This window comes from Allobosea sp. R86505 (assembly GCF_042466375.1).
In the GTDB taxonomy this organism is placed as follows: Bacteria; Pseudomonadota; Alphaproteobacteria; order Rhizobiales; family Beijerinckiaceae; genus Allobosea.
In genome coordinates this window covers 2,879,509-2,902,308 of sequence record NZ_JAXHPY010000001.1, presented here as the reverse complement: position 1 = coordinate 2,902,308, position 22,800 = coordinate 2,879,509, and the positions used below count along the sequence as shown (strand labels likewise).

24 protein-coding genes and 1 tRNA gene are annotated in these 22,800 nt (G+C 69.1%); 13 read left to right on the top strand and 12 right to left on the bottom strand.

The genetic code is table 11. The features are described from left to right. Window positions 1-12 precede the first annotated feature (12 nt). The 4 genes from SJY11_RS14080 to SJY11_RS14065 all read right to left on the bottom strand — a co-directional run bounded on the left by SJY11_RS14080 (window position 13) and on the right by SJY11_RS14065 (window position 4,166). A complete protein-coding gene (locus tag SJY11_RS14080) occupies window positions 13-1,395 on the bottom strand; it encodes a pyruvate dehydrogenase complex E1 component subunit beta (RefSeq protein ID WP_376987215.1) in 1,383 nt (460 codons plus the stop codon). Window positions 1,396-1,452: 57 nt separating this feature from the next. Beyond that, window positions 1,453-2,553 (bottom strand): pyruvate dehydrogenase (acetyl-transferring) E1 component subunit alpha, encoded by a 1,101-nt coding sequence (pdhA, locus tag SJY11_RS14075; RefSeq protein ID WP_376987214.1) that lies wholly within the window; start codon window positions 2,551-2,553, stop codon window positions 1,453-1,455. 177 nt (window positions 2,554-2,730) lie between these two features. Continuing rightward, the gene (locus SJY11_RS14070; protein WP_376987213.1) at window positions 2,731-3,042 is read right to left on the bottom strand and encodes an FtsB family cell division protein; all 312 of its coding nucleotides are present in this window, start codon (window positions 3,040-3,042) and stop codon (window positions 2,731-2,733) included. A gap of 35 nt (window positions 3,043-3,077) precedes the next feature. Next, the gene (locus SJY11_RS14065; protein ID WP_376987212.1) at window positions 3,078-4,166 is read right to left on the bottom strand and encodes a hypothetical protein; all 1,089 of its coding nucleotides are present in this window, start codon (window positions 4,164-4,166) and stop codon (window positions 3,078-3,080) included. Between the two features lie 139 nt (window positions 4,167-4,305). Between SJY11_RS14065 and SJY11_RS14060 the strand changes: the two genes are divergently transcribed. Next, window positions 4,306-4,380, top strand: a tRNA-Lys gene (locus SJY11_RS14060). Window positions 4,381-4,428: 48 nt separating this feature from the next. Here SJY11_RS14060 and SJY11_RS14055 read toward each other — a convergent pair. Beyond that, window positions 4,429-4,716 (bottom strand): hypothetical protein, encoded by a 288-nt coding sequence (locus SJY11_RS14055; protein WP_376987211.1) that lies wholly within the window; start codon window positions 4,714-4,716, stop codon window positions 4,429-4,431. A 183-nt stretch (window positions 4,717-4,899) separates the two neighbouring features. On the opposite strand from SJY11_RS14055, the gene SJY11_RS14050 reads away from it, so the two are divergent. Beyond that, entirely contained in the window at window positions 4,900-5,124 is a 225-nt protein-coding gene (locus SJY11_RS14050; protein WP_376987210.1) for a hypothetical protein, read from the top strand. Between the two features lie 38 nt (window positions 5,125-5,162). On the opposite strand, the gene SJY11_RS14045 is transcribed toward SJY11_RS14050, so the two are convergent. Then, a complete protein-coding gene (locus SJY11_RS14045; RefSeq protein WP_376987209.1) occupies window positions 5,163-5,378 on the bottom strand; it encodes a hypothetical protein in 216 nt (71 codons plus the stop codon). Between the two features lie 256 nt (window positions 5,379-5,634). Here SJY11_RS14045 and SJY11_RS14040 point away from each other — a divergent pair, with 256 nt between their 5' ends. Continuing rightward, a complete protein-coding gene (locus tag SJY11_RS14040; RefSeq protein WP_376987208.1) occupies window positions 5,635-6,264 on the top strand; it encodes a PRC-barrel domain-containing protein in 630 nt (209 codons plus the stop codon). A 50-nt stretch (window positions 6,265-6,314) separates the two neighbouring features. Here SJY11_RS14040 and SJY11_RS14035 read toward each other — a convergent pair whose 3' ends face one another. After that, window positions 6,315-7,838, bottom strand: a complete 1,524-nt coding sequence (locus SJY11_RS14035) for an NAD(P)H-hydrate dehydratase (RefSeq protein WP_376987207.1) — start codon at window positions 7,836-7,838, stop codon at window positions 6,315-6,317. 309 nt (window positions 7,839-8,147) lie between these two features. Between SJY11_RS14035 and SJY11_RS14030 the strand changes: the two genes are divergently transcribed. Then, window positions 8,148-8,486 carry a P-II family nitrogen regulator gene (locus SJY11_RS14030; protein ID WP_066724541.1) on the top strand — a complete coding sequence of 113 codons (339 nt, stop codon included), beginning with the start codon at window positions 8,148-8,150 and terminating at the stop codon, window positions 8,484-8,486. Between the two features lie 93 nt (window positions 8,487-8,579). Then, complete coding sequence (glnA, locus tag SJY11_RS14025) at window positions 8,580-9,989, top strand: type I glutamate--ammonia ligase (protein WP_326908477.1); 1,410 nt, start codon at window positions 8,580-8,582, stop codon at window positions 9,987-9,989. A 147-nt stretch (window positions 9,990-10,136) separates the two neighbouring features. Here the strand turns inward: glnA and SJY11_RS14020 are convergent, their stop codons facing one another. Then, entirely contained in the window at window positions 10,137-11,369 is a 1,233-nt protein-coding gene (locus SJY11_RS14020) for a glycosyltransferase (protein ID WP_376987206.1), read from the bottom strand. Window positions 11,370-11,459: 90 nt separating this feature from the next. Then, window positions 11,460-11,645 (bottom strand): hypothetical protein, encoded by a 186-nt coding sequence (locus SJY11_RS14015; protein WP_376987205.1) that lies wholly within the window; start codon window positions 11,643-11,645, stop codon window positions 11,460-11,462. A 260-nt stretch (window positions 11,646-11,905) separates the two neighbouring features. On the opposite strand from SJY11_RS14015, the gene parE reads away from it, so the two are divergent. From parE to SJY11_RS14000, 3 genes are all read left to right on the top strand, one after another. Continuing rightward, window positions 11,906-13,963, top strand: a complete 2,058-nt coding sequence (gene parE, locus SJY11_RS14010; protein WP_376987204.1) for a DNA topoisomerase IV subunit B — start codon at window positions 11,906-11,908, stop codon at window positions 13,961-13,963. A 213-nt stretch (window positions 13,964-14,176) separates the two neighbouring features. Next, complete coding sequence (locus tag SJY11_RS14005) at window positions 14,177-15,136, top strand: LysR family transcriptional regulator (RefSeq protein WP_376987203.1); 960 nt, start codon at window positions 14,177-14,179, stop codon at window positions 15,134-15,136. 74 nt (window positions 15,137-15,210) lie between these two features. Continuing rightward, window positions 15,211-15,471, top strand: coding sequence for a hypothetical protein (locus SJY11_RS14000; protein ID WP_376987201.1), 261 nt, complete (start codon window positions 15,211-15,213; stop codon window positions 15,469-15,471). 3 nt (window positions 15,472-15,474) lie between these two features. Here SJY11_RS14000 and SJY11_RS13995 read toward each other — a convergent pair whose 3' ends face one another. Continuing rightward, window positions 15,475-16,170, bottom strand: a complete 696-nt coding sequence (locus SJY11_RS13995) for an alpha/beta fold hydrolase (protein WP_376987200.1) — start codon at window positions 16,168-16,170, stop codon at window positions 15,475-15,477. 162 nt (window positions 16,171-16,332) lie between these two features. On the opposite strand from SJY11_RS13995, the gene SJY11_RS13990 reads away from it, so the two are divergent. Continuing rightward, window positions 16,333-17,925 (top strand): DEAD/DEAH box helicase, encoded by a 1,593-nt coding sequence (locus SJY11_RS13990; protein WP_376987199.1) that lies wholly within the window; start codon window positions 16,333-16,335, stop codon window positions 17,923-17,925. A gap of 186 nt (window positions 17,926-18,111) precedes the next feature. After that, window positions 18,112-19,170: a GGDEF domain-containing protein gene (locus SJY11_RS13985; protein WP_376987198.1), complete on the top strand. Its 1,059-nt coding sequence runs from the start codon at window positions 18,112-18,114 to the stop codon at window positions 19,168-19,170. Window positions 19,171-19,193: 23 nt separating this feature from the next. On the opposite strand, the gene SJY11_RS13980 is transcribed toward SJY11_RS13985, so the two are convergent. Then, complete coding sequence (locus SJY11_RS13980) at window positions 19,194-19,577, bottom strand: HesB/IscA family protein (protein ID WP_376987197.1); 384 nt, start codon at window positions 19,575-19,577, stop codon at window positions 19,194-19,196. Between the two features lie 188 nt (window positions 19,578-19,765). On the opposite strand from SJY11_RS13980, the gene SJY11_RS13975 reads away from it, so the two are divergent. Both SJY11_RS13975 and SJY11_RS13970 read left to right on the top strand, forming a co-directional pair. Next, on the top strand, window positions 19,766-20,842 hold the full coding sequence (locus SJY11_RS13975; RefSeq protein WP_376987196.1) for a malate/lactate/ureidoglycolate dehydrogenase: 1,077 nt from the start codon (window positions 19,766-19,768) through the stop codon (window positions 20,840-20,842). A 17-nt stretch (window positions 20,843-20,859) separates the two neighbouring features. Next, window positions 20,860-21,243, top strand: a complete 384-nt coding sequence (locus SJY11_RS13970) for an MmcQ/YjbR family DNA-binding protein (RefSeq protein ID WP_376987195.1) — start codon at window positions 20,860-20,862, stop codon at window positions 21,241-21,243. Between the two features lie 157 nt (window positions 21,244-21,400). Here the strand turns inward: SJY11_RS13970 and SJY11_RS13965 are convergent, their stop codons facing one another. Beyond that, a complete protein-coding gene (locus tag SJY11_RS13965; RefSeq protein WP_376987194.1) occupies window positions 21,401-22,288 on the bottom strand; it encodes a PhzF family phenazine biosynthesis protein in 888 nt (295 codons plus the stop codon). 167 nt (window positions 22,289-22,455) lie between these two features. Here SJY11_RS13965 and SJY11_RS13960 point away from each other — a divergent pair, with 167 nt between their 5' ends. Continuing rightward, complete coding sequence (locus SJY11_RS13960) at window positions 22,456-22,800, top strand: hypothetical protein (RefSeq protein WP_376987193.1); 345 nt, start codon at window positions 22,456-22,458, stop codon at window positions 22,798-22,800.

The window sequence follows — 22,800 nt, the reverse complement described above, 5'->3', positions numbered from 1 at the left end:
TTGCGCCCCTTCTCAGCGATAGCAGACGGCCTTGGCCGCCGCGACGACCTCGCCGATGTTCGGCAGAGCCAGCTTCTCGAGGTTCGCGGCGTAGGGCATCGGCACGTCCTTGCCGGTGACGCGGGCGACGGGCGCATCGAGATAGTCGAACGCCGCTTCCATGATCTTCATGCCGATCTCGGCGGTGACGCCGGACTGCGGGAAGCCTTCCTCGACCGCGACGCAGCGGTTGGTCTTCTGGATCGAGGCGACGACGGTCTCGATGTCCATCGGGCGGATCGTTCTGAGGTCGATGACCTCGGCCTCGATGCCCTCCTTGGCCAGCGCCTCGGCGGCGCCGAGCGCATAGGTCATGCCGATGCCGAAGGAGACGATGGTGACGTCGGTGCCCGGGCGGGCGACCTTGGCCTTGCCGATCGGGATCAGGAAGTCGTCGCCCTTGGGCACGTCGAAGGTGCGGCCGTAGAGGATTTCGTTTTCGAGGAAGATGATCGGGTTGGGGTCGCGGATGGCGCTCTTGAGCAGGCCCTTCGCGTCAGACGCGCTGTAGGGCATCACCACCTTGAGGCCGGGCACGTTGGAGTACCAGGCGGCGTAGTCGTGGCTGTGCTGGGCGCCGACGCGGGCGGCCGCGCCGTTGGGCCCGCGGAACACGATCGGGCAGCCCATCTGGCCGCCGGACATGTAGAGCGTCTTGGCGGCGGAGTTGATGATCTGGTCGATCGCCTGCATGGCGAAGTTGAAGGTCATGAACTCGACGATGGGGCGCAGGCCGGTCAGCGCCGCGCCGACGCCGATGCCGGCGAAGCCGTGCTCGGTGATCGGGGTATCGATCACGCGCTTGGCGCCGAACTCCTGCAGCAGCCCCTGGGTCACCTTATAGGCGCCCTGGTACTCGGCGACCTCCTCGCCCATGACGAAGACGTCGCCGTCGCGGCGCATCTCCTCGGCCATGGCGTCGCGCAGCGCCTCGCGGACCGTCATGCTGACGATCTCGGCGCCGGCCGGGAATTCCGACGAGGCGTCGTAGGACTTCGCCTGGGCCGGCACGGTCGCCGGCGTCGCGGCGGCGGGAGCCGCTGCCGCGGGGGCTGCGGGCTCGGCCACCGGCTTGGCGGCCGGTGCGGGCGCCGCCGCCGCCTTCGCATCCTCGCCCTCGGCGGCGATGATGCCGATCGGCGTGTTGACCGCGACGTTCTCGGTGCCGTCGGCGATCAAGATCTTGGCGAGGATGCCCTCGTCGACGGCCTCGACCTCCATCGTGGCCTTGTCGGTCTCGATCTCGGCAATGATGTCGCCGGCCTTGACGCTGTCGCCCTCGGCTTTCAGCCACTTGGCGAGCTTGCCCTGCTCCATCGTGGGCGAAAGGGCAGGCATGAGAATGTCGATCGGCATGAACGCACCCGGAATGATTGGACGAGGCGAAAGGGAAAGGCGGCGCGGCGAAGGCCCTCAGGCCTTGGCCGGCTCCAGCAGGATGTCCGTGAACAGCTCCGACGGATCGGGCTCGGGGTCGTGTGTCGCGAACTCGGCCGCGTCGTTGACGATCTCGCGGACCTTGGCGTCGATCGCCTTCAGCTCGTCCTCGCCGACCTTGAACTCGCGGGTGAGGCGGCCCCTCACCTGCTCGATCGGGTCATGCTCCTCGCGCATGCGCTGGACCTCGTCCTTGGAGCGGTACTTTGCCGGGTCCGACATCGAGTGGCCGCGATAGCGGTAGGTCTGCATCTCGAGGATGTAGGGGCCCTGGCCCGAGCGGGCATGCTCGATCGCACGGGTCGCGGCGTCGCGTACGGCGCGCACATCCATGCCGTCGACCTGCTCGCCGGGAATGCCGAAGGAGACGCCGCGGCGGGAGAAATCGGTCTGGGCCGAGGCGCGGTTGACCGAGGTCCCCATGGCATAGCGGTTGTTCTCGATGATGAACACGACCGGCAGCTTCCAGAGCTGGGCCATGTTGAAGCTCTCATAGACCTGGCCCTGATTGGCGGCGCCATCGCCGAAATAGGCGAGCGAGACACGCCCATCCTCGCGGTACCAGTTGGCGAAGCCGAGACCCGTGCCGAGCGAGACCTGGGCGCCGACGATGCCGTGGCCGCCATAGAAGTTCTTCTCGCGGGAGAACATGTGCATGGAGCCGCCCTTGCCGCGCGAATAGCCGCCGCGCCGCCCGGTCAGCTCGGCCATCACGCCGCGCGATTCCATGCCGCAGGCCAGCATGTGGCCGTGGTCGCGATAGCCGGTGATGACCTGGTCGCCCTCTTTCGAGGCCATCTGCATGCCGACGACGACCGCTTCCTGCCCGATATAGAGGTGGCAGAAGCCGCCGATCAGGCCCATGCCGTACATCTGGCCGGCCTTCTCCTCGAAGCGGCGGATCAGCAGCATCTCGCGATAGGCGTGGAGGTCTTCCTCCCTGGTGAAGACCGCCATGTTGCTCGGCGCGGCGGCGGACGCCTTGTCGGCGCCGGCCTTGGCCGTTCGCGCCTTGGCCGGCTTGGCGGCGGATTTGACGGGGGCGGCAGCTTTCGTCTTGCGCGCGGCAACGGCCATCGGCGGTCCTCCAAGGTCACTCGACCTTGGTTGTAGAGGATCGCAAAACCCTTGGCGAGGCGGCTATCTCGCATTGCAGCATGAGCCAAGGCCATGAATACAAAGCGAATTCATAACGTAACTGAATTCCAGTTAATCGATACGTCCGGGACTATTTGCCGGCGTCGCCGCCCCGCCTCAGCGGCCTATCAGGATGACGTCGTTCTTGTGGACGCGGCCGAGGCTGTCGCGGGCCCGCTCCTCCAGCACGTCGCGGTCGACGGCCTCGTCGCGCACGAGCGCGAGCCGGCTCTCCCAGAGCTTGCGCTCGGTGGCCAACGTAGCGAGTTCGGTCTCCATCTCGCGCAGCGAGTCCTTCAGCGTGTCGCGCGCATCGAGGCCGCGCGAGCCGTGCTGCGCATGGAACATGAAATAGCTGACCGCCGCACCCGACACGAGGTAGAGCGCGAGGGTGATGAGGACGGATCGGACGCCGCGACGGATGACCATGGCCTTAGCGTTAGGCCGCCTTGGTTTCCGACCGGTTAACGCGGCAACGTCACCACAGCCGCTCCGTCGGCCAGCGGGACCGTGCCGTTTGCCACAGCCACGAGATCGGCCTCCAGGCGCCGCGCGATCGGCAGTCGGTAATGCACCCGATCCCAGTAGTTGTCGTCGCGCCGGGTGATCGGCGAGGTCAGCGCATAGTCGACCACGGTCGCGCCGCGGCGGGCTGCGACGGCAGCGACGCCCTGCTTGCAGGCGGCGTAGCGCTGCCCCGCCGCGGAGCCCTCGCGCGGCATCGTCGCGTAATGGGCTGGCGGCAGAACGAGCAGCACCCGCGTCGTCGACGGCAGACCGGTGAGCGACTCGTCCAGCCAGGCCAGCGCCGGGAAACGCCACTGCGCCCGTGCCTGCGCCGGGACGGACTCCGGCGGCACGATCGGCGCCGGGTCGGGCGCGACGCCGCCCCGGTCGGCATAGAGATGCATCCGGGCACGGGCGAGATCGTAGAGTTCTTCAGGCGGGGTGAAGACCTCGTAGCCGTCGCCGCGGATCCGCTCCGGCATCAGGCCGAGGTGGTGCGCGAACAGCCGTGCCGCGATCTCGAGCGTGGTCAGGTTCATCAGCTGGGGCCAGTCGCGCCAACCCACGCCGTCATAAAGCCAGGGCGGGAAGGGCCGCGGCGTCAGCCGCTTGGCCGGCTCCGTCGCATCGGCCTCGCACCAGGTCGAATCGATGCCCCAGAGCAGCGAGCGGGGCGCTGCGACCTGACGAGCGAACAGTTCCGCCATCTGGACCTGCTCCCAGGGCGTCGCCGCGTTCATGGCCAGATTGACGAAGCGGCCGCCGATGCCTTCCGACAGCGTGGCCGGATCGAGCAGGCGCATGGTGGAGGTGCCGAACACGGCCGAATCGAAACGTCCGGAGCGAACGAGCTGCGGGTACATGAAGCGCTGGTTGATATCCATGATCGGGCGCGGCGCCTGCCCGCTGGCGACGCGCAGCCCGAAGGGATCGAGCGCGGCGACGAAGCCCCACAGGACGAACAGCGTCGCCGCGGCGGTGCCGAAGAACCCGACCGTCCAGCGTGTCCAGGCGGCCGTCGCCTGCGATCGCTCCGCACCGCTCATTCCGTCGCCGTCCCAAATCCACACCGCCCGAGGCGCCAGCCACCGGCAGCCGCGCCGCATTGCCGCGCTTCTGACATGGAAAGGCCGGGCGGAACAATGTTGACCCGCAGCCGGGGCATCCGTATGTCAGCGCCCGTGAGGGCGGGTAGCTCAGTGGTAGAGCACGTGACTTTTAATCATGTGGTTGAGGGTTCGATCCCCTCCCCGCTCACCACGATCCCGACATCAGGCATCCCAGCTCCCTGAAGAGGCCGCCGCGCCCTCAGCCGAGCCGGCGCGTCGGCGGCCGATGGCCGGGGGGAAGCCTGGGGTGAGGAACCTGATAGCGTCCGCCGCCGCCCCCCAGTCCCAGCGCCGGCCAGCCCGGATCGGCATAGCCACCGAGTTCGTGGCAGCGATGGCGGATGCGCTCGCGTTCCGTCGTCGCATCGGCACACATCGAGACCTGCCCGCGCGACCAGAAGGCCTGGGCCGGCGCCGGGCCGAGCGTGACGCAGAGCACCCCGCCGATCATCGCGACGGCAGTTCCCATGGCGAGAGTTCGAGTCATGGTGAGGCCCCTGCCCGGCCCGGGACTATCGGTGCCGCCTGCCGATCATCAGGCCGCGTGACCTTTTGAGGAACCCTTAAAGCCAGTCGGGTCTCTGGCGCTCCATCCGCTCCACGGGCCATGGCAGCGGGAACATGGAGCGACCTCAGGGGTAGTTCGGGAGACGAGCAGCGGAGGACGACGATGCGCGTGTCGGTGGACCATTCAGCCCATTGCGGCGAGCCGGACCGGCCGCGGATCCGGATCGAGACGCTCGATGATTACGAATCCGCGACCCGCCGGATCGCCGCCCTGGACGCTTCGAGCCGCGGCGAAACCGAAGAGCGCGAGCGTGCGGCGCTGATCGAAGCAATCGCTGTGTGGGATCGGCGGCATGACGACGCCTCGGGTTGGCGCGAACCCTCCTGAACCAGCGACAGCGCGCCCGCATCCCCTCACGCCAGCCCTCAGATGTCGTTGCTGGCGTTCAGTTGCTCCGGCCGCAGGCCTTCATCGACCGTGGCGTTCTCATTCCGAGGAGCGCCTCCGCCTTCGCCCCAGGCGGCGATGATGGCTCGGGCGGCGTCGGCGAGCGTGGCCGCGGGATCGTGGTCTCTTCTGTAGCGCGCGAGCGCGGCCTGCTCGCGCTGGCCCAGCATGATGGTCACCGGAACGTCGCTCATCGCCAGTCCTTTGCTGATCGGGCTCGTGCCGATGGGGCAAGCCTCTGTCGAACGCCAAACCCGCCGGGTTCGCCCGGAGTTCCGGAAACATTCGCCGCAAGCTCACCATGCGCCCTTGGCGGCCGGCGGGGCGGACCCTTGCCGGTCGGTTCGGAGCCGAAATTTTGGCGAGAGCGTGAACAATTGCAGGCCGCGCGTGTTGATGAGGCAGACCGTCGCAAGGCGGACGACCCCCGACTGACTGAAGGAGGACACCATGTTCAAGCATCACCTCGCCGCGACCTCGCTGGCTTTCGCGCTGATGAGCGCCACCGCCATCGCACAGACCGCTGCACCCGCTCCGGCCGCCCCCAATGCCGCTCCGAATTCCACGATGGCCCCGTCGACCGCGGCTCCCGCCGCTTCCGGCGCGCAGGCGACGCTCGCGCCGCAGAACCAGGCCATGCGCGGGAACTGGCGCGCCTCCAAGCTGATGGGCGTCGACATCTACGGCCCCGGCAATGAGAAGGTCGGCGACGTCACCGAGGTGCTGATCGACAGCTCCGGCAAGATCACCGGCGTGACCGTCGGCGTCGGCGGGTTCCTCGGCATCGGCACCAAGGATGTCGCGGTGAAGTTCGAGGAGGTCAACTGGAGCATGCAGCCGATGGCGGCGACCGCCACAGGTACCGCAGCGACCCGCACCACCGCGCCCGGCACCACCGCGACCGGTACGGCAGCCACGGCGCCGCGCGCGACCGGGGCAGCCGGGACGGCGGGTACGGTCGGCACGGCCGGAACCGCCGCGAACGCGCCGATGGACCAGATGTATCCGGACCACGGCAAGATCAGCATGACGAAGGACCAGCTCGAGGCCGCCCCGGCCGTGACCTATTCCGACAGCTGATCGCGCCCTAGCCTAAAGGCGCCCGCCGTCCCTCCGGACGGCGGGCGTTTTCACGTCTCGTCCCGGTCGATCTCGCCGGCCAACCGACCGAGCGCGGCCGGCAGGTCGTCGGCGATCAGCCCCCGCCCGAGCGCCTCTCCGGCCCGGCCATGCAGCCAAACTGCTGCGCAGGCCGCCTCGAAGGACGGCATGCCTTGCGCCAGCAGCCCGGCGATCGCGCCGCCGAGAACGTCACCCGATCCCGCCGTCGCCAGGGCCGGGTGACCCGTCGTGTTAATGGCGGCGCGACCGTCGGGCCCGGCGACGACCGTATCGATGCCCTTCAGCACCACGACCGCCAGCGCATGGGCTGCGGCCCGCCGCGCCCGCTCCAGCTTTGACGGCGCCTCGCCGATGCCGGGACTCGCGGAGAACAGCCGCTGGAACTCCCCTTCATGCGGCGTCAATACGCAGGCTTCCTCCCGCCGGCCCAGGAGATGCGGCAGCCTCGCGCCGGAGGGCGCCAGCAGTGTCAGCGCATCCGCGTCGAGCACGCAGGGGACGTCGCTGCGCAGCACCGTCATCACCGCATCGCGCGCCGCGGCGTCGAGCCCGAGCGCAGGACCGATCAGCACGGCCGAGAGACGACGCTCGGAGAGCAGCAGCGAAAGCTGTTCCCTGTCATCGACGGCGCGCTGCATCAGCGCGTCGGGGCCGCGGGCGGCGTGAGCCGCCAGCGCCTCGGAGCGGCAGGCGATCGTCACCAGCCCCGCTCCGAGCCGCAGCGCGGCGCCGGCGCCCAAGCGCGGCGCGCCGACGCCGGCGAGCCCGCCGGCGACCACGAGCACCGCGCCACGGCGATATTTGTGCGTGTCGGGTGCGTGACGTGGCCAGGATCCGCGCCAGAGCGGCGGCGCATTGGCAAACAGGACGGGCGGCGCCTCCGGGGTGAAGACGAGCGCCGGGTCGATGCCGATGTCGGCAAGGGTGACCGTGCCGCAGAGGCTGCGACCCGGCCAGAGCAGATGCGCGGGCTTCAGCCGGAAGAAGGTGACCGTCTCGGTCGCCGCGACGACGGGGCCAGTGGCGCATCCCGTGTCGCCCGACAGCCCGCTGGGCACATCGACCGCCACGACCGGCCGCTGCGCCGCGTTGAGCGACGAGACCAGCGCCGCCGCTTCCCCGTCGAGCGGGCGGTTCAGCCCGGCGCCGAACAGCGCATCGACGATCAGGCCATGGGCCTGCGGCTGGACCGCATCCGGCGCCTCCACCGGCCCGCTCCAGGCCGCCGCCATCGCGGCCGCATCGCCGGAGAGCTTCGCACGGTCGCCCAGCAGCGCCAGCGTCACGGGCCGCCCCCGCCGCGCCAGCAGGCGCGCCGCCACGAAGCCGTCGCCGCCATTGTTGCCGGGCCCGCAAAGCACCAGGATGCGCGCGCCCAGCGGCGTTCGGCGATCGACGGCGTCGGCCACCGCCTTGCCGGCCCGCTCCATCAGGACGGCACCGGGCGTGCCGGCCGCGATGGCGATGCGATCGGCCGCCGCCATCCCGGCGACGCCGAGCAGGGCGAGATCATGGAGCGCGGTGTGCGTCATCGGCGCATCATCCGGCAGCGCCGAGACCGCGGCAAGGCCGCGGCTGGCAAGAGCTTATGACTACCTATTGATCATTTGCCTATTTTATCATCTGTTTTCTGCCCCATGATCGCGCATCCGCCGGGAGGTCTCCGCGTAGCGAGAGACAGGCGCCGATGCTATGAGCAGAGTTGAGGATGTTGCCGTCGGCCCCGCCGGGCCGGTCCGAGCCTGCCGGCCCGGGCAAGGCCCGGCGGGCCGGACGACGGCGGCAGAGGGTTCCGGCGTCCTGCCGGGGTCGAGTTCGGCGCAAGGGAGGCCGGTCCGCGCATGAAGAAGATCGAAGCGATCATCAAGCCGTTCAAGCTGGACGAGGTGAAGGAGGCGCTTCAGGAGGTCGGCCTGCAGGGCATCACCGTTCTCGAGGCCAAGGGCTTCGGACGGCAGAAGGGCCACACCGAACTCTATCGCGGCGCCGAATACGTCGTCGACTTCCTGCCGAAGGTCAAAATCGAGATCGTGCTGGCCGACGAGATGGTCGACGGCGCCATCGAAGCCATCATGAAAGCCGCCCAGACGGGCCGCATCGGCGATGGCAAGATTTTTGTATCGACGGTGGAGGGGGCGATCCGCATCCGCACCGGAGAAACCGGCGCGGACGCGATCTGAGGGCTCATCCCGACCCGCGCGTTCGGTGGCCCGGAGGTCTGAGCGACCCAAGGGCCGAATGAGTTGAGAAACGACCACAAGAGGAATGCTGAGATGAAGAACGCCAAGGATGTCCTCAAGGCGATCAAGGACAACGACGTCAAATATGTCGACTTCCGCTTCACCGACCCGCGCGGCAAGTGGCAGCATGTGACGTTCGACGTCACGATGATCGACGAGGACATCTTCGCCGAGGGCACGATGTTCGACGGCTCCTCGATCGCCGGCTGGAAGGCGATCAACGAGTCCGACATGCTGCTGATGCCCGACCCGACGACGGCCGTGATGGATCCGTTCTTCTCGGCGGCCACGATGGTCATCACCTGCGACGTGCTCGAGCCGGCCACCGGCGAGCCCTATGGCCGCGACCCGCGCGGCATGGCCAAGAAGGCCGAGGCCTATCTGAAGTCGACCGGCATCGGCGACGCGATCTATGTCGGTCCCGAGGCCGAGTTCTTCGTCTTCGACGACGTCAAGATCGCCGCCGACCCCTACAACACCGGCTTCAAGCTCGACAATGTCGAGCTGCCGATCAACGGCATGACCGAGTATGAGGGCGGCAATCTCGGCCACCGCATCGCCACCAAGGGCGGCTACTTCCCCGTCCCGCCGCAGGATTCGGCGCAGGACATGCGCGGCGAGATGCTCGCGGCCATGGCGGCCATGGGCGTCAAGGTTGAGAAGCACCATCACGAGGTCGCTTCGGCCCAGCACGAGCTCGGCATGAAGTTCGACACGCTGACGCTGATGGCCGACCAGATGCAGGTCTACAAATACGCCATCCACAACGTCGCGCAGAGCTACGGCAAGACCGCGACCTTCATGCCGAAGCCGATCTATGGCGACAACGGCTCGGGCATGCACGTCCACCAGTCGATCTGGAAGAACGGCAAGCCGATCATGGCCGGCAACAAGTATGCCGACCTGTCGCAGGAGTGCCTCTGGTACATCGGCGGCATCATCAAGCACGCCAAGTCGCTGAACGCCTTCACCAACCCGTCGACCAACTCCTACAAGCGTCTGGTCCCGGGCTATGAGGCACCGGTGCTGCTGGCCTATTCGGCCCGCAACCGCTCGGCGTCCTGCCGTATTCCGTGGACGACCTCGCCGAAGGCCAAGCGCGTCGAGGTCCGCTTCCCCGATCCGATGGCGAACCCCTATCTCGCCTTCGCCGCGATGCTGATGGCCGGCCTCGATGGCATCATCAACAAGATCGATCCGGGCCCGGCCATGGACAAGGATCTCTACGACCTGCCGCCGCGCGAGCTGAAGAAGATCCCGACGGTCTGCGGTTCGCTGCGCGAGGCGCTGGAGGCGCTCAAGAAGGACAACGCCTACCTCAAGGCCGGCGGCGTCTTCAACGACGACTTCATCGAGAGCTACATCGAGCTGAAGATGCAGGACGTGGCGCGCTTCGAGATGACGCCGCACCCGGTCGAGTTCGCGATGTATTACTCCTACTGAGGATTTCGGCCGGCCCGAGCGGCCGGCCGCGAGCTTCCTCCCGACCGCCGTTCGCGGTCCACCTTTGCAGCCGGGGTGGCGACACCCCGGCTGTTTTTTGACTCGGGCAGGCGCGGCGGCCTTAGCGAAACCGCAGATTCCGGCGCCCTAGCCCGCGGCGCTGGCGGCCTGCGGCGCGCGGGCCAGCGTCTCATAGGCGGCGATGGTGCGCGCGACATGGCGCGCGACCGTCAGCGGGTCGGCCCAGTAGTGCCGATAGGCGGCCTCCCCCATGCGACGCGCCGTCTCGTCGTCCTGAAGCTGCGCGAGCGCGGCCGCCAGACCCGCGACATCCCCGCCATCGACGAGCAGCCCGTCCTCGCCGTCGCGGATCCAGCCGGCCGGCCCGGTCGTGCGGGCGAGCACGACCGGCACGCCGCGCGAGCGGGCCTCGGCCACGACCAGCGGCCCGGGCTCGTACCAGAGCGAAGGCAGGACGAGGCAGCGGGCGCGCTCGATCTCCTCGAAGACGCGCTCCGCGGGAACCCAGGCGCCGAAATCGGCGGCGGGATTGGCCTTGAGGATCTCGGCGCGCAGCGGTCCCTCGCCGACGAAGCGCACCGGCATCCCCGCCTCGCGCGCCGCCCGGGCCAGGACGTCGCCGGCCTTCTCCTGGGTGAAGCGCCCGAGGAACAGCGCGTGCCGGTTGCCGGCGACCTCGGCGGGCGGCCGCTTCTGGGCCTCCATCATGTTCTCGACCACCACATGGCGGGCCTGCCGGGGCAGGAACGCGCGGGCGACGTCGCGCGCGAAATCGCTGACATGGATGAAGAGCGGCTGGGCCAGTGCGCGCAGCGCCTCGTCGGAGCGCCATTGCCGGGCGACGCGGACGAGCTTGTGGGCATAGCTCTCGCGGTCGCAATTCGCCGCCATGCAGCCGCCCGACATCGGCCGGCGTGCGCAAGGCGCTCCCGCCTTGAAGTCGAAATAGCCGCCGGTGGGGCAGAACGAGAAATAGTCGTGCATTGTGATCGCGACCGGCAGCCCGCTCTCGCCCACGGCTGCGATGGCGGCCGGACTGAAGGCCTTGGTCCACTGATGCAGATGGACGATCGTCCCGGCCGGCTGGCGCGCGAGCAGCGCGGTCAGGAAGGCATGGGCGGCAGCGTTCCAGATGCCCTGCCGGGCGGCGGCGATGCGGCCCCCGACCTTCCAGATCTCCTCGCCCTCGAAGCGCTGAACGTCGATGCGGGGATGGTCGAGCCGCGGCGAGACCGGACCGATCGCGCAGGCGAAGACGACCTCGACCCCGGCCTCGGCCAGACCGCGCGCGCTCTCGATGGCCACCTTGGCGGCGCCGCCATTGACGGCACCGAAATCGCTGACGATGACGCAACGCATGGGCAGGACACCTTTCCGCTACCACCCTAGGGCGAAAAGGTTGATGTTTTGCCGTCGCTGCGCGGCGGTGCCGTCAGGCTCGGCTCGCGGTCAGCGGCCGCCGGGCACCAGGCGGCCGAGCATGGCCGAGAATCCCGCGGTCAGCCGCGCCCGCCAGCCGGACGGGAAGGCCGCGTCGCCATAGCCGGCGACCTCGTCATGGCCGAAGGCTTCGCCGGCACAGCGCGCCGCCCGCTCCAGCCCCGCCATCGTGATGTGCGTGTCCCTGTGGGCCATACCGTTCCCCCTCACTTCAGCGCCAATGTCGCAGCCGCCGCAGCGGCCCGCCTGTCGCATTCCGGCGATCATGGCCGACCGGGCCTTAACGCGCGTTGAACAGGCCGGTTCCCAGCGCGGCGGCATCGCTGTAGGACAGGGGCCGGACGCGTCGGCGACCCATCTGGGCTATGATCGAACGTCGCGAATCGGGGACTTTCAGGCGGACCATGGTGGACAACGGCGATCTTTTCGGCGGCCAGCCCGGCGACCCGGCCCCCATGGCCCCGCCTGCGGCTGCGAAGCCGGCGCGCGCCGCTGCGGCGCAGGCCCTATCGGCCGCCCCCGTACGCCAGCAGCCGGCCGCGGCGGCGCCCCCGCGCAACGGGACCCTGTCGGAGGCCGGCTACGACGCCTCGGCCATCGAGGTGCTGGAGGGGCTGGAGCCGGTGCGCCGGCGGCCCGGCATGTATATCGGCGGCACCGACGAGCGCGCGCTGCATCACCTCTTCGCCGAGGTCATCGACAACGCCATGGACGAGGCGGTCGCCGGCCATGCGAGCTTCATCGATGTCGAGGTGTTGGAGGATGGCTCGATCGCGGTGACCGACAATGGCCGCGGCATTCCGGTCGACCCGCACCCGAAATTTCCCGGCAAGTCGGCGCTCGAGGTCATCATGACCACGCTCCATGCCGGCGGAAAGTTCGACTCCAAGGCCTATGAGACCTCCGGCGGCCTGCACGGCGTCGGCGTCTCGGTCGTCAATGCGCTCTCCGACCGGCTCGAAGTCGAGGTCGCCCGCAGCAAGATGCTCTACCGCCAGGTGTTCTCGCGCGGCCTGCCGCAGGGGCCGCTGGAGACGGTCGGCCCCGTCGCCAACCGGCGTGGCACGCGGGTGCGCTTCCATGCCGACGCACAGATCTTCGGCGAAGGCGCGCAGTTCGTGCCGGCGCGGCTGTTCCGCATGGCCCGCTCCAAGGCCTATCTGTTCGGCGGCGTCGAGATCCGCTGGCGCTGCGCGCCCGGCCTGCTCAAGCCGGAGGGCGATGTCGCCGCCGAGGCCGTCTTCAAGTTCCCCGGCGGCCTGCGCGACTATCTGGCCCGCGAGATCGAGGGCAAGGACCTCGTGGCCGAGCCGATCTTCTCCGGCAAGATCACCAAGGACGGCAGCCACGGCTCGCTCGAATGGGCGATCGCCTGGCTGGCGACGGGCGAGGACGGCTTCTCCTCCTCCTACTGCAACACGATCCCGACGCCCGAGGGCGGCACGCATGAATCCGGCCTGCGGATCGCGCTGCTGCGCGGCCTGCGCGACCATGCCGAGCGCATCGGCCAGTCGAAGCGCATGGCGCAGGTCACCGCCGACGACGTGATGGCGACCTGCGCGGCCATGCTCTCGGTGTTCATCCGCGAGCCGGAGTTCCAGGGCCAGACCAAGGACAAGCTGGCGACGCTGGAGGCCGCGCGCATCGTCGAGAACGCCGTGCGCGACGCCTTCGACCACTGGCTCGCCCAGGCGCCGCAGCAGGCGCTGAAACTGCTCGACTGGTCGGTCGACCGGGCCGAGGAGCGCCTGCGCCGCCGGCTCGAGAAGGAGGTCTCGCGCAAGACCGCGACCCGCAAGCTCAGGCTGCCCGGCAAGCTCGCCGACTGCTCGAATGCCGGCGCGGCCGGCTCGGAGCTCTTCATCGTCGAGGGCGATTCGGCCGGCGGCTCGGCCAAGCAGGCGCGCAACCGCGCCACCCAGGCGATCCTGCCGCTGCGCGGCAAGATCCTCAACGTCGCCAACGCCACCCGCGAGAAGCTGAATGCGAACCAGCAGCTCGCCGACCTGATCCTGGCGCTCGGCTGCGGCATCGGCAGCCAGTTCCGCGAGGACGATCTGCGCTACGAGAAGGTCATCGTGATGACCGACGCCGATGTCGACGGCGCGCACATCGCCTCGCTGCTGGTGACCTTCTTCTGGCGCCAGATGCCGCGGCTGATCGAGAAGGGACACCTCTATCTCTCGATCCCGCCGCTCTACCGCCTGCGCCTTGGCGGCAAATCCGTCTATGCCCGCGACGACGCCCACAAGGACGAGCTCATCGCCAGCGTCTTCAAGGGCAAGAAGCCCGAGATCGGCCGCTTCAAGGGCCTCGGCGAGATGATGCCGGCCGAGCTCAAGGAAACCACGATGGATCCGGCCAAGCGCATCCTGCTCAAGGTCATGGTCGATCACGAGACCCGCGAGGAGACCTCCGACACGGTCGAGCGGCTGATGGGCAACAAGCCGGAAGCGCGCTTCCTCTTCATCCAGGAGCGGGCAGCCTTCGCCGGGGAGCTGATCGACCTGTGATCGCCGCGGCCCGCTCCGGCGCCCCCCGCCAGCCCCGCATTGTTGCGGGGTTGGCCGGCAAAGCTGTCGGGCTGCGCAGGCGGGGCATGGCGCGCATGTTGGCCGCATGCCTCATGACACGCCCTCCTGCCCAGCGCCGCTCTGCCATGATCCCTCCGGAACCGCCGACAAGCGCTTGCGCGAACGGCTCTTCAGCGACGGGCCGCTGATCCGATGGGGCGCCCTCCTCCCGCTGCATCTCGACGCGACGGCGATCTGGCGGCGCCCGGCTGGGACGATCTGCGGATATTCCACGCCATCGCCGAAAGCGGGTCGCTGGCCCTGGCGGCGGTGAGGCTGCGCCTGAGCGAGGCGACGATTGCTCGCCGGCTCAAGATCCTCGAGCGGGATCTCGGGCTGCTGCTCTTCCGGCGGGGCGCCAACCGCCTGATCCCGACCGAGGCGGGCGCCGCTCTCGCCAGCGAGGCGGACCACGTTGCGGTAGCTGCCGAGCGTTTTGCGAGCCGGGCGCGCGGCTTGCGTGTCGGTGCGGATGCGCCGGTCCGGGTGACGGCGACGACCTCGATCAGCCTGATGCTGACGAAGCACGCCACCGCCCTCTCCGCAGCGGCCGGCGGCGTCGAGATCGTTATCATCAGCACCCGGCAACGGCTCGACCTCGCCCGCGGCGACGCCGACATCGCGATCCGGATGAGCCGCGTTCCCGACGAGCCCGGCCATTTCGCCCAGAAGATCGGCCGGCTGGTGCAGGCGCTCTATGTCCGCCGTGACGTCGATCCGCAGACGGCGCCGATCATCTCGGTCAGCCGCGAAACCTCCTCGCGCATCGACGAGCACATCCTCGCCTTTGCGGCCGGACGGCCCATCGCCGCGCGCGTCGGCGATTCGGCGGCGCGTTACGAGAGCGTGCGCGCCTCCGGGGCCGTTTCGATGGTGCCCTGCTTCATGGGCGACGCCGACGAAACGCTTAGACGGCTGGCTCCACCTCCGGACCGGACCGCGGACGAGATATTCCTCGTGACGCATGAGGTCTCGCGGCAACGCCCGGCGGTCGCCGCGGTGGCCGCCGCCCTGCGCAGCCTGTTCCGCGAGCAGCGGGCCGCGCTGGCGGGAGCCCCGGCCGAGGCCGATGCGATGCCGACAATCCGACCTGTCGCGCCAACGCTTCGCTAACCGTCTTTTTACGGCTGCTGCCGCAAAGTCGTTCCCGCCGGGCGCGAAGCTGCGTCGGCGCTGGGGAGGCCCACATGCGGCTCATCACACTGTTCTGGCGCAACGAGCGCGGAACGCTGGTCGCCGACCTTGCGAAGGCCGGGGCAGCGATCGCCTTCCTCTCGGTCATCGCCGCCAATGTCATCTCGAACCAGACCGCCCATTTCGACCGCGAGCGCCTGGCCCAGGTCGCAGCAGCGGCGTCGGGTGGGCGGGCAGCCGACCCGATGACGACCGGATCGCTGCGCAGGGCGGCCGCCGAGACGAAGCTCGACCCTTGCGTCCTGCCCCGTTGAGGCTCAGCCCAACCAGGCCAGCAAGGCGCGCGTGACGGCCTCCGGCTGCTCGAGCGTTGCCAGATGCCCGCAGCCGGGCAGCGTGACGAGGCGCGCCGCCGCGCCGATTCCTCTCGCGATCTCCTGCGCCTCCGACGGCGGCGTGATCAGGTCCTCCTCGCCGACGAGGACAAGCGTCGGCACGCCGATTGCCCCCAGCCCCGGCCGAGAGTCCGGACGCGCCATGATCGCGCGCTGCTGGCGCACGAAGCCATCCGCGCCGACCGCCTCGGCCATCGCCCGGACCTCGAGACGCAGCGCCTCGTCGGAGAGCCGCGCGGGCGCCACCAGCCGCTGCCAGAGCAGCGTCGTGACGTTGTCGAAGGCACCCTTCTGCGCCAGCGCGATCATCTGCTCGCGCGGGGCGTTGGTTTCGGGCGTAGCGGGCTTGGCGCTGGTGTCGAGCAGAGCCAGCCGCGTCACGCGTTCGGGAGCGCGGCGCATCACCTTGAAAGCGGTGTAACCGCCCATCGACAGGCCACAGAGGGCAAAGCGCGCGGGTGCTGCCGCGAGCAGCCGCTCGACGATGGCGCCGAGGCTCTCGTCGCGATCGTGCTGCGCCACCAGAATCGGGCGCCCCGGCGCCAATGCGGGCCATTGCGGCGCATAGAGGCGGGCATCGCAACTCAATCCCGGGATCAGCACGAGCGGTTCGGTCATCGGTCTTCAGCCTCCTGAGGCGCTAGATTGTTGACTTTGCCGTGTTTTTTCTGCATTGCACACGGGTCCGAAGGCGCGCTGGAACAAGAAGTCGCGCCACCGTCGCGGTCGAGTCGGTCATCCCGCCACGTGTCACCGACCCTTGAAGAAGCGCAACCATCGATGTCTTTCGCCGAACTCGGCCTGAGTGAAAAGGTTCTGACAGCCGTCACGACCGCAGGCTACAACACCCCGACCCCGATCCAGGCGCAGGCCATCCCGCATGTGCTGGCCCGCCGCGATGTGCTCGGCATCGCCCAGACCGGAACCGGCAAGACCGCCGCCTTCACCCTGCCGATGCTGACGATCCTCGAGAACGGCCGTGCCCGCGCCCGGATGCCGCGCACGCTGATCCTCGAGCCGACCCGCGAGCTCGCCGCGCAGGTCGAGGAGAACTTCACCCGCTACGGCGTCAACCAGAAGCTCTCGGTGGCACTGCTGATCGGCGGCGTCTCCTTCGGCGACCAGGACGCCAAGATCACCCGCGGCGTCGACGTGCTGATCGCGACTCCGGGCCGCCTGCTCGACCATGTCGAGCGCGGCAAGCTGCTGCTCACCGGCGTCGAGCTGCTCGTCATCGACGAGGCCGACCGCATGCTCGACATGGGCTTCATTCCCGACATCGAGCGGGTTTGTAAACTCGTTCCCTTCACGCGCCAGACCTTGTTCTTTACCGCGACAATGCCGCCCGAGATCACGCGCATCAGCGAGCAGTTCCTGCACAATCCGGTGCGCGTCGAGGTTTCGCGCCCCGCCACCGCGGCCACCACGATCACACAGCGGCTGATCGCCTCCAACGGCCAGGATTTCGAGAAGCGCGAGACGCTGCGCAAGCTGATCAACGAAGCCAAGGACCTGCAGAACGCGATCGTCTTCTGCAACCGCAAGCGCGATGTCGCAACGCTGCACAAGTCCTTGCAGAAGCATGGCTTTCCGGCTGTCTCGCTGCATGGCGACATGGACCAGTACGCCCGCATGGCGGCGCTCGAATCCTTCCGCACCGGCGAGATGCCTATCCTGGTCGCCAGCGATGTCGCCGCGCGCGGGTTGGACATTCCCGCCGTCAGCCACGTCTTCAACTACGACGTCCCGACGCATGCCGAGGACTATGTCCACCGCATCGGCCGCACCGGCCGCGCCGGCCGCGAGGGTGCTTCCTTCACCATCGTGACGAAGCATGACGAGAAGCTCGTCGCGGCGATTGAGAAGCTGATGGGCCAGGGCATCTCCTGGGAGGAAGGCCGTGGCCTCGACGCGCTGCCGCCGGGCGCGCCGCGCGAGGAACGCCCGAGTCGCGGTGGCCGCGGTGACGAGCGTCGCGGGCGCGGTGGCGAGCGTGGACGCGGCCGCCCCGAACGTGGCCCGCGGGCGGCAGAGCCGGAAACGGCCCCGCGCCCGATCCGGGTCGAGCGCACGGCCTCGGAGGATGAGGTTGTGGCACCGCGCCGGCGTGGCGCCGGCGACGGCCCGACACGGACGAAGATCCGTGGCGACGGCGCGGCCGAGGCACCGTCCCGCGGAAAGGCTCGTCCCGAGGCCCCCGCCGCGCGTCCCGAGCGCGCGCCGGAGAGCGTCGCCGCCAAGCCGGTCAAGGCCACCGAGGGCCGGTCTCCGCGCCCCGAGCCGCGCCGCCGCGACGACGATGACGGCCCCAAGGTCAAGGGTTTGGGCGACCATGTTCCCGCGTTTCTGATGCGGCCTGTCCGCGTCGGCTGAGGCGCCCCGGGTCAACGGCATTTTAACCTGCCTCGCCTAAGGTCAACTTGTGGAGGCGGCCGAGGTCGCAATCACGGACGGGCGCATGCCGCCGTTGAGACGGACAGGATGTCCCGCTTCGATTCTCAATCGAGGCTGCCGCGGCTTTCAGCCGCGAGCGGACTCCGCGTTCGGATTGTCGATGGCATGAGCGACCACGCACTGCCCCTCTCCCCATCGGACGACCTCGCCGAACGCGTCGTTGCGGCGATGCGCGAGCATGGTTCACCGACCTATCCGCGCGCCTTCGAAGTCTGGTACGCCCATCTCAGCGGCGAAATGCCGGCGATCAGCATGGCGATGCAGGCCATCATCACGGGCAGCGAGGGCAAGGTCGGCGTCGCCGACATCGACCAGCTCTATGACCGCTTCATCGGTACCGAGCGGCTGGCCCGCCATGCCGAGCGAACCAGCCTGCAGGTGCTGGGCGAGATCGACGGGCTGATGGCGCTCGTCGACAAGGCGCTCGATTCGAGCGAGCGCTATCATGGGCGCCTCTGCGCCATGTCAGAGGACGTGCCCGCGCCCGCCGACCGCCAGAAGCTGCGCGAATGGGTCGAGGCGCTGGTGATGTCGACGCGCGAGGAGGTCACGCGCAAGACCAAGCTCGAGGCGCAGTTGCGTGACAGCTCCAACGAGATCCGCAATCTGCGCGAGGCGCTGGAATCGACGCGGGCCGAGGCGCTCACCGATCCGTTGACGGGCCTCGCCAACCGCCGCCATTTCGAGGAGATGCTGCAGAAGTCGATCGATCAGGCGACGCTGCGGCGCGAGCCCTTCGCGCTGGTGATGGCCGATATCGATTTCTTCAAGCAGTTCAACGACGCCCATGGCCACCTCACGGGCGACCAGGTGCTGCGGCTCGTCGCCCGCACCATGAAGGACAAGTTCAAGGACAAGGCGATCATCACCCGCTTCGGCGGCGAGGAGTTCGCCGTCATCCTGCCCGATGCCGACCTGATCGCGGGCAAGTTCGGAGCCGAGACGGTGCGCCAGGCCCTGCTGACGCGCGAACTGGTAAAGCGCTCGACCAACGAGAATCTCGGGCGCATCACGATCTCGCTGGGCGTCGCGAGCTATGCGCGCGGCGATACGGCGGCCTCCCTGACCGAGCGGGCCGACCAGGCGCTGCTGGCCGCCAAGCGCGCCGGCCGCAACCGCACCGTCACCGAGGATGCAGTCGAGGCCGCCAGCCGCGTCGCCTGACGGGATCGGCCCGGCCCGACCGCTCAATGGGCGGCGGCGGTATCCGCGCGCGGCTTGATCTCGACCGATTCGCCGCAACCACAGGCCGAGACCTGGTTGGGGTTGTTGAAGACGAAGGTCGACGAGAACCGGTCCGTCCGAAAATCGAGTTCGGTTCCGAGCAGGAACAGCACGGCCTTGCCGTCGACGATGACCGTCGCACCCTTCTCGGTGACGACTTCGTCGCCCTTGGCAGCCTCGCGGGCGACCTCGAAGGTGTATTCCATCCCGGCGCAACCGCCCTTCTTGACGCCGACGCGCAGGCCGAGCGCCGGCTCCGCGCTGTCCGACTGCGCCATGATCTCGCGGATCCGCGCCGCGGCGGCATCCGTCAGCGAAACGACCTTCAGGCCGGGTATCGAAAACATCCGTTGTCCCTCCCCAATCGGGTTCAAGGCCCGATGAAGCAAGATTGCACCCTCCTACATAAGATTGCCGAAGGAAAGGTCGAGGTGTGGGCACGCAGGGCGCTGCCGCGCCCGGGATGTTGCATGGCCGTCTGCGCCATGCACTGTGACGCTTCCTCCCTCCGCATCCACCCGGCGACATCCTTCCCATGGCTTACCGTACCCACAGCCCGCAATCGCTCCGCGCCCTCGTCCAGGACATGATCGTCGCCGCCGGCTGGAGCGCGGAGGCCGCGGCCGAAACCGCCGAGCATCTGGTGCTGGCCAATCTCAGCGGGCATGACAGCCACGGCATCGGCATGCTGCCGCTCTATTTCCAGTCGCTCGCGGACGGGAACCTGTCCCCGGCCTCGCAGCCGACGACGCGGCTCGATGCGGCTCCCTTCCTGATCATCGATGCGGGCGTCGCGCTAGGCCAGCCCGCCGCCCGCAATGCGGTCGAGCAGGCGGCCGCGATGGCGAAGACCGGCGGGGTCGCGATCCTGAACCTGCTCGACGCCCACCATATCGGCCGCATCGGCCATTATGCCGAGGCCGCCGCCGCGCAGGGGCTGATCTCGCTGTTCTGGGTCAATGTCGCCGGCCGCCCGCCGATCGTCGCGCCGCATGCCGCCAGGGAGGCGCGCTTCGGCACCAACCCGCATGCGATCGGCATTCCCGTCCCGGGTGCCGAGCCGATCATCCTCGATTTCGCCACCAGCCGGATGGCGCATGGCAAGGCGCGCGTCGCGCTCAACAAGGGCGTCACCGTGCCTCCGGGCTTCATCATCGACGGCGAGGGCCGCCCGACGACGGAGCCGCGCCACGTCTTCGCGCATGGGCTCTCGGACGGCGAGACGCTGGGTGCCCTTTTGCCCTTCGGCGACCACAAGGGCGCGGGCCTGTCGCTGATCGCAGAGTTGCTCTCCGCCGGTCTGATGGGCGCGGCCCGCATCGACCAGAAGCCGGCCAAGAGCTGGATCATCAATTCGCTGTTTGGCATCCTGATCGACCCGGCGCGGCTCGAGCCCGATGCCGATCTTCGCAAAAGCCGGATCGAGAGCTACCTGGCCTTCGTGCGAGCGGCCAAGCCGCAGGACCCGGCCGATCCGGTGCTGACGCCGGGCGAGAAGGAGCGCGCCATGCGGATCGAGCGCGGTGCGGCCGGCATCCCGCTCGACGACGAGACCTGGTCGCAGATCAAGGCTGCCGCCGCGGGGCATGGGATCGACGTCGAGAGCTATTGAGGCAGGCGAGGCCACCGATGACGCTGGACGGCTACAACAGCTTCTGCGCTGGCCTGCCGGCCACCAGCAGCGTCGTGCAATGGGGCGGCGCCCATGTCTGGAAGGTCGGCGCCAAGGTCTTCGCCATCGCTCGCACGGATGACGGCGTGGCGCTCTCGGTGACCTTCAAATGCTCCTGGGCGAGCTTCGACATCCTGAAGGAGCAGCCGGGCCTGCGTCCCGCTCCCTATCTCGCCTCGCGCGGCATGAGCTGGATCCAGCGTCTGACCGACGAGACCATGCCGGACGAGGCGCTGGAGGATTATCTGCGCGAGAGCCACCGGCTGGTCGCGGCGGGGCTGACGAGGCGGGCGCGGGCGGAGCTGGGCCTCGAAGTCCCAACCCGCTCCCACCAAGCGTAACGCCATACGCGCGTCGTCCCGGACAAGCCGCGCAGCGGCGCCGATCCGGGACCCATTCCGGAGCATCGATGGGTGAGGTTCCGGAATGGATCCCGGGTCTCCGCTGCGCTGCGCCCGGGATGACGGCCCTTGTTCGACGACCTCCGTCAGCCCAACATCACAACAGCGCCTCGCCCCGGAACACCGGCACGCAGGAGCCGCCGACGGTGGCGCGGATGCCGTCGGCGTCGCGACGGGCCGTGAGCTGCAGCAGGCTCGGGCGGCCCATCTCGACGCCTTGCGTCAGGGTGAAGGTCGCGCTGTCGCCGCCGTCGAGCGAGAGCAGCAGGGCCGCCAGGGTTGCGCTGGCGCTGCCGGTGGCTGGGTCCTCCCAGGTGCCGCTGATCGGCGCGAACATGCGGGCGCGGATCGCCTGGCCGTCACGGACATAAAGGAACAGCGAGAGCCGCCCCTCCAGACCGGGCGTCGCGTCGCGCAGGGCGCGGAACCGGGTGAGGTCGGGGGTGGCGCGCGCCAGCGCCTCGGCAGCCACCTCTGCAAGCACGAAAAAGACACCGACCGAGGCGCGGATCGGCTTGTGCCTGCTGACGAGCACATCCTCGGGGTTCAGCCCGGCGCAGGCGGCGATCGCCTCGGCCGGCAGCTCGACGCCCGTCGAGAGCGGCTGCGGCGCGGCGATGACGGCACCGGAAATCTCGCCGGCGGCGTCGCTGGCGACCTTCACCTCGACGAGGCCGGCGATCTCCTCGAAACGCAGCACCCCGCCGCTGTCGCGGCCGTGGCGGGCGAGTACGAAGGCGGTTCCGACATTGGGATGGCCGGCGAAGGGCATTTCATGGGTGCGGGTGAAGATGCGCACGCGCGCCGTGTTGGCGGGGTCGGCCGGGGGCAGCACGAAGGTCGTCTCGCTGTAGTTCATCTCGGCCGCGAGCGACTGCATCTCCGCATCGCTCAGGCCCCGCGCATCGGTGAAGACGGCGAGCTGGTTGCCGCCGAAGCGGGTTTCCGTGAAGACGTCGACGGTCTCATAGGCATAGCGGCGCATGGTGTTCTCCCCGCCGCGAGAGACGCGGCCCGGCGCTTGATGCCACCGATCAGGCCACCGGCATAATCAAGCCCGCAGATGCGATCGATCACCGTCGCTGATCGCGCCGGCGGAACAGTCCCCCTGCCCGCCGGTTCCTTTCGCGAGTTTCAGAGAGGACCAGCGCCATGAGCGATCACGCCAAGACCGAGCCCGGCAAGACCCAGAACCATCCCGGCCCGGATACGCCGCGGCGCCCGGGACAGCCCGGCGAACAGGACCAGCATCGTCCGGGACCAAGCCCGGATTCGTCTCATCCGACGGGACCGAGTGCGCCCTATGATTCCGATTCAGGCGCGGTCGCAGAGCACATCCGGCAGGATGCGGCCGGTCAATATGGCGAAGGCACCCCCAGCCCCAACAGGGACGGCCTCACCAGCGCCTACCCGGTCGTCCTGTCGGGCGATGGCGATGCGACCAGCGGCAACGGTCATGGCCGGGACCGCGATGGGTCGGCGACGAAGCAGGAGTGA

Coding starts and splice junctions, on each gene's coding strand:
- SJY11_RS14065 (WP_376987212.1), bottom strand. CDS start 4,166: ATGAGCGGTGCGGAGCGATCGCAGGCGACGGCCGCCTGGACACGCTGG.
- parE (WP_376987204.1), top strand. CDS start 11,906: ATGGCCCCGCCTGCGGCTGCGAAGCCGGCGCGCGCCGCTGCGGCGCAG.
- SJY11_RS14040 (WP_376987208.1), top strand. CDS start 5,635: ATGTTCAAGCATCACCTCGCCGCGACCTCGCTGGCTTTCGCGCTGATG.
- glnA (WP_326908477.1), top strand. CDS start 8,580: ATGAAGAACGCCAAGGATGTCCTCAAGGCGATCAAGGACAACGACGTC.
- SJY11_RS14020 (WP_376987206.1), bottom strand. CDS start 11,369: ATGCGTTGCGTCATCGTCAGCGATTTCGGTGCCGTCAATGGCGGCGCC.
- SJY11_RS14045 (WP_376987209.1), bottom strand. CDS start 5,378: ATGAGCGACGTTCCGGTGACCATCATGCTGGGCCAGCGCGAGCAGGCC.
- SJY11_RS13960 (WP_376987193.1), top strand. CDS start 22,456: ATGAGCGATCACGCCAAGACCGAGCCCGGCAAGACCCAGAACCATCCC.
- SJY11_RS14080 (WP_376987215.1), bottom strand. CDS start 1,395: ATGCCGATCGACATTCTCATGCCTGCCCTTTCGCCCACGATGGAGCAG.
- SJY11_RS14015 (WP_376987205.1), bottom strand. CDS start 11,645: ATGGCCCACAGGGACACGCACATCACGATGGCGGGGCTGGAGCGGGCG.
- SJY11_RS13980 (WP_376987197.1), bottom strand. CDS start 19,577: ATGTTTTCGATACCCGGCCTGAAGGTCGTTTCGCTGACGGATGCCGCC.
- SJY11_RS13995 (WP_376987200.1), bottom strand. CDS start 16,170: ATGACCGAACCGCTCGTGCTGATCCCGGGATTGAGTTGCGATGCCCGC.
- SJY11_RS14070 (WP_376987213.1), bottom strand. CDS start 3,042: ATGGTCATCCGTCGCGGCGTCCGATCCGTCCTCATCACCCTCGCGCTC.
- SJY11_RS13965 (WP_376987194.1), bottom strand. CDS start 22,288: ATGCGCCGCTATGCCTATGAGACCGTCGACGTCTTCACGGAAACCCGC.
- SJY11_RS13975 (WP_376987196.1), top strand. CDS start 19,766: ATGGCTTACCGTACCCACAGCCCGCAATCGCTCCGCGCCCTCGTCCAG.
- SJY11_RS14035 (WP_376987207.1), bottom strand. CDS start 7,838: ATGACGCACACCGCGCTCCATGATCTCGCCCTGCTCGGCGTCGCCGGG.
- SJY11_RS14030 (WP_066724541.1), top strand. CDS start 8,148: ATGAAGAAGATCGAAGCGATCATCAAGCCGTTCAAGCTGGACGAGGTG.
- SJY11_RS13985 (WP_376987198.1), top strand. CDS start 18,112: ATGAGCGACCACGCACTGCCCCTCTCCCCATCGGACGACCTCGCCGAA.
- pdhA (WP_376987214.1), bottom strand. CDS start 2,553: ATGGCCGTTGCCGCGCGCAAGACGAAAGCTGCCGCCCCCGTCAAATCC.
- SJY11_RS13970 (WP_376987195.1), top strand. CDS start 20,860: ATGACGCTGGACGGCTACAACAGCTTCTGCGCTGGCCTGCCGGCCACC.
- SJY11_RS14050 (WP_376987210.1), top strand. CDS start 4,900: ATGCGCGTGTCGGTGGACCATTCAGCCCATTGCGGCGAGCCGGACCGG.
- SJY11_RS14055 (WP_376987211.1), bottom strand. CDS start 4,716: ATGACTCGAACTCTCGCCATGGGAACTGCCGTCGCGATGATCGGCGGG.
- SJY11_RS14000 (WP_376987201.1), top strand. CDS start 15,211: ATGCGGCTCATCACACTGTTCTGGCGCAACGAGCGCGGAACGCTGGTC.
- SJY11_RS13990 (WP_376987199.1), top strand. CDS start 16,333: ATGTCTTTCGCCGAACTCGGCCTGAGTGAAAAGGTTCTGACAGCCGTC.
- SJY11_RS14005 (WP_376987203.1), top strand. CDS start 14,177: ATGGGGCGCCCTCCTCCCGCTGCATCTCGACGCGACGGCGATCTGGCG.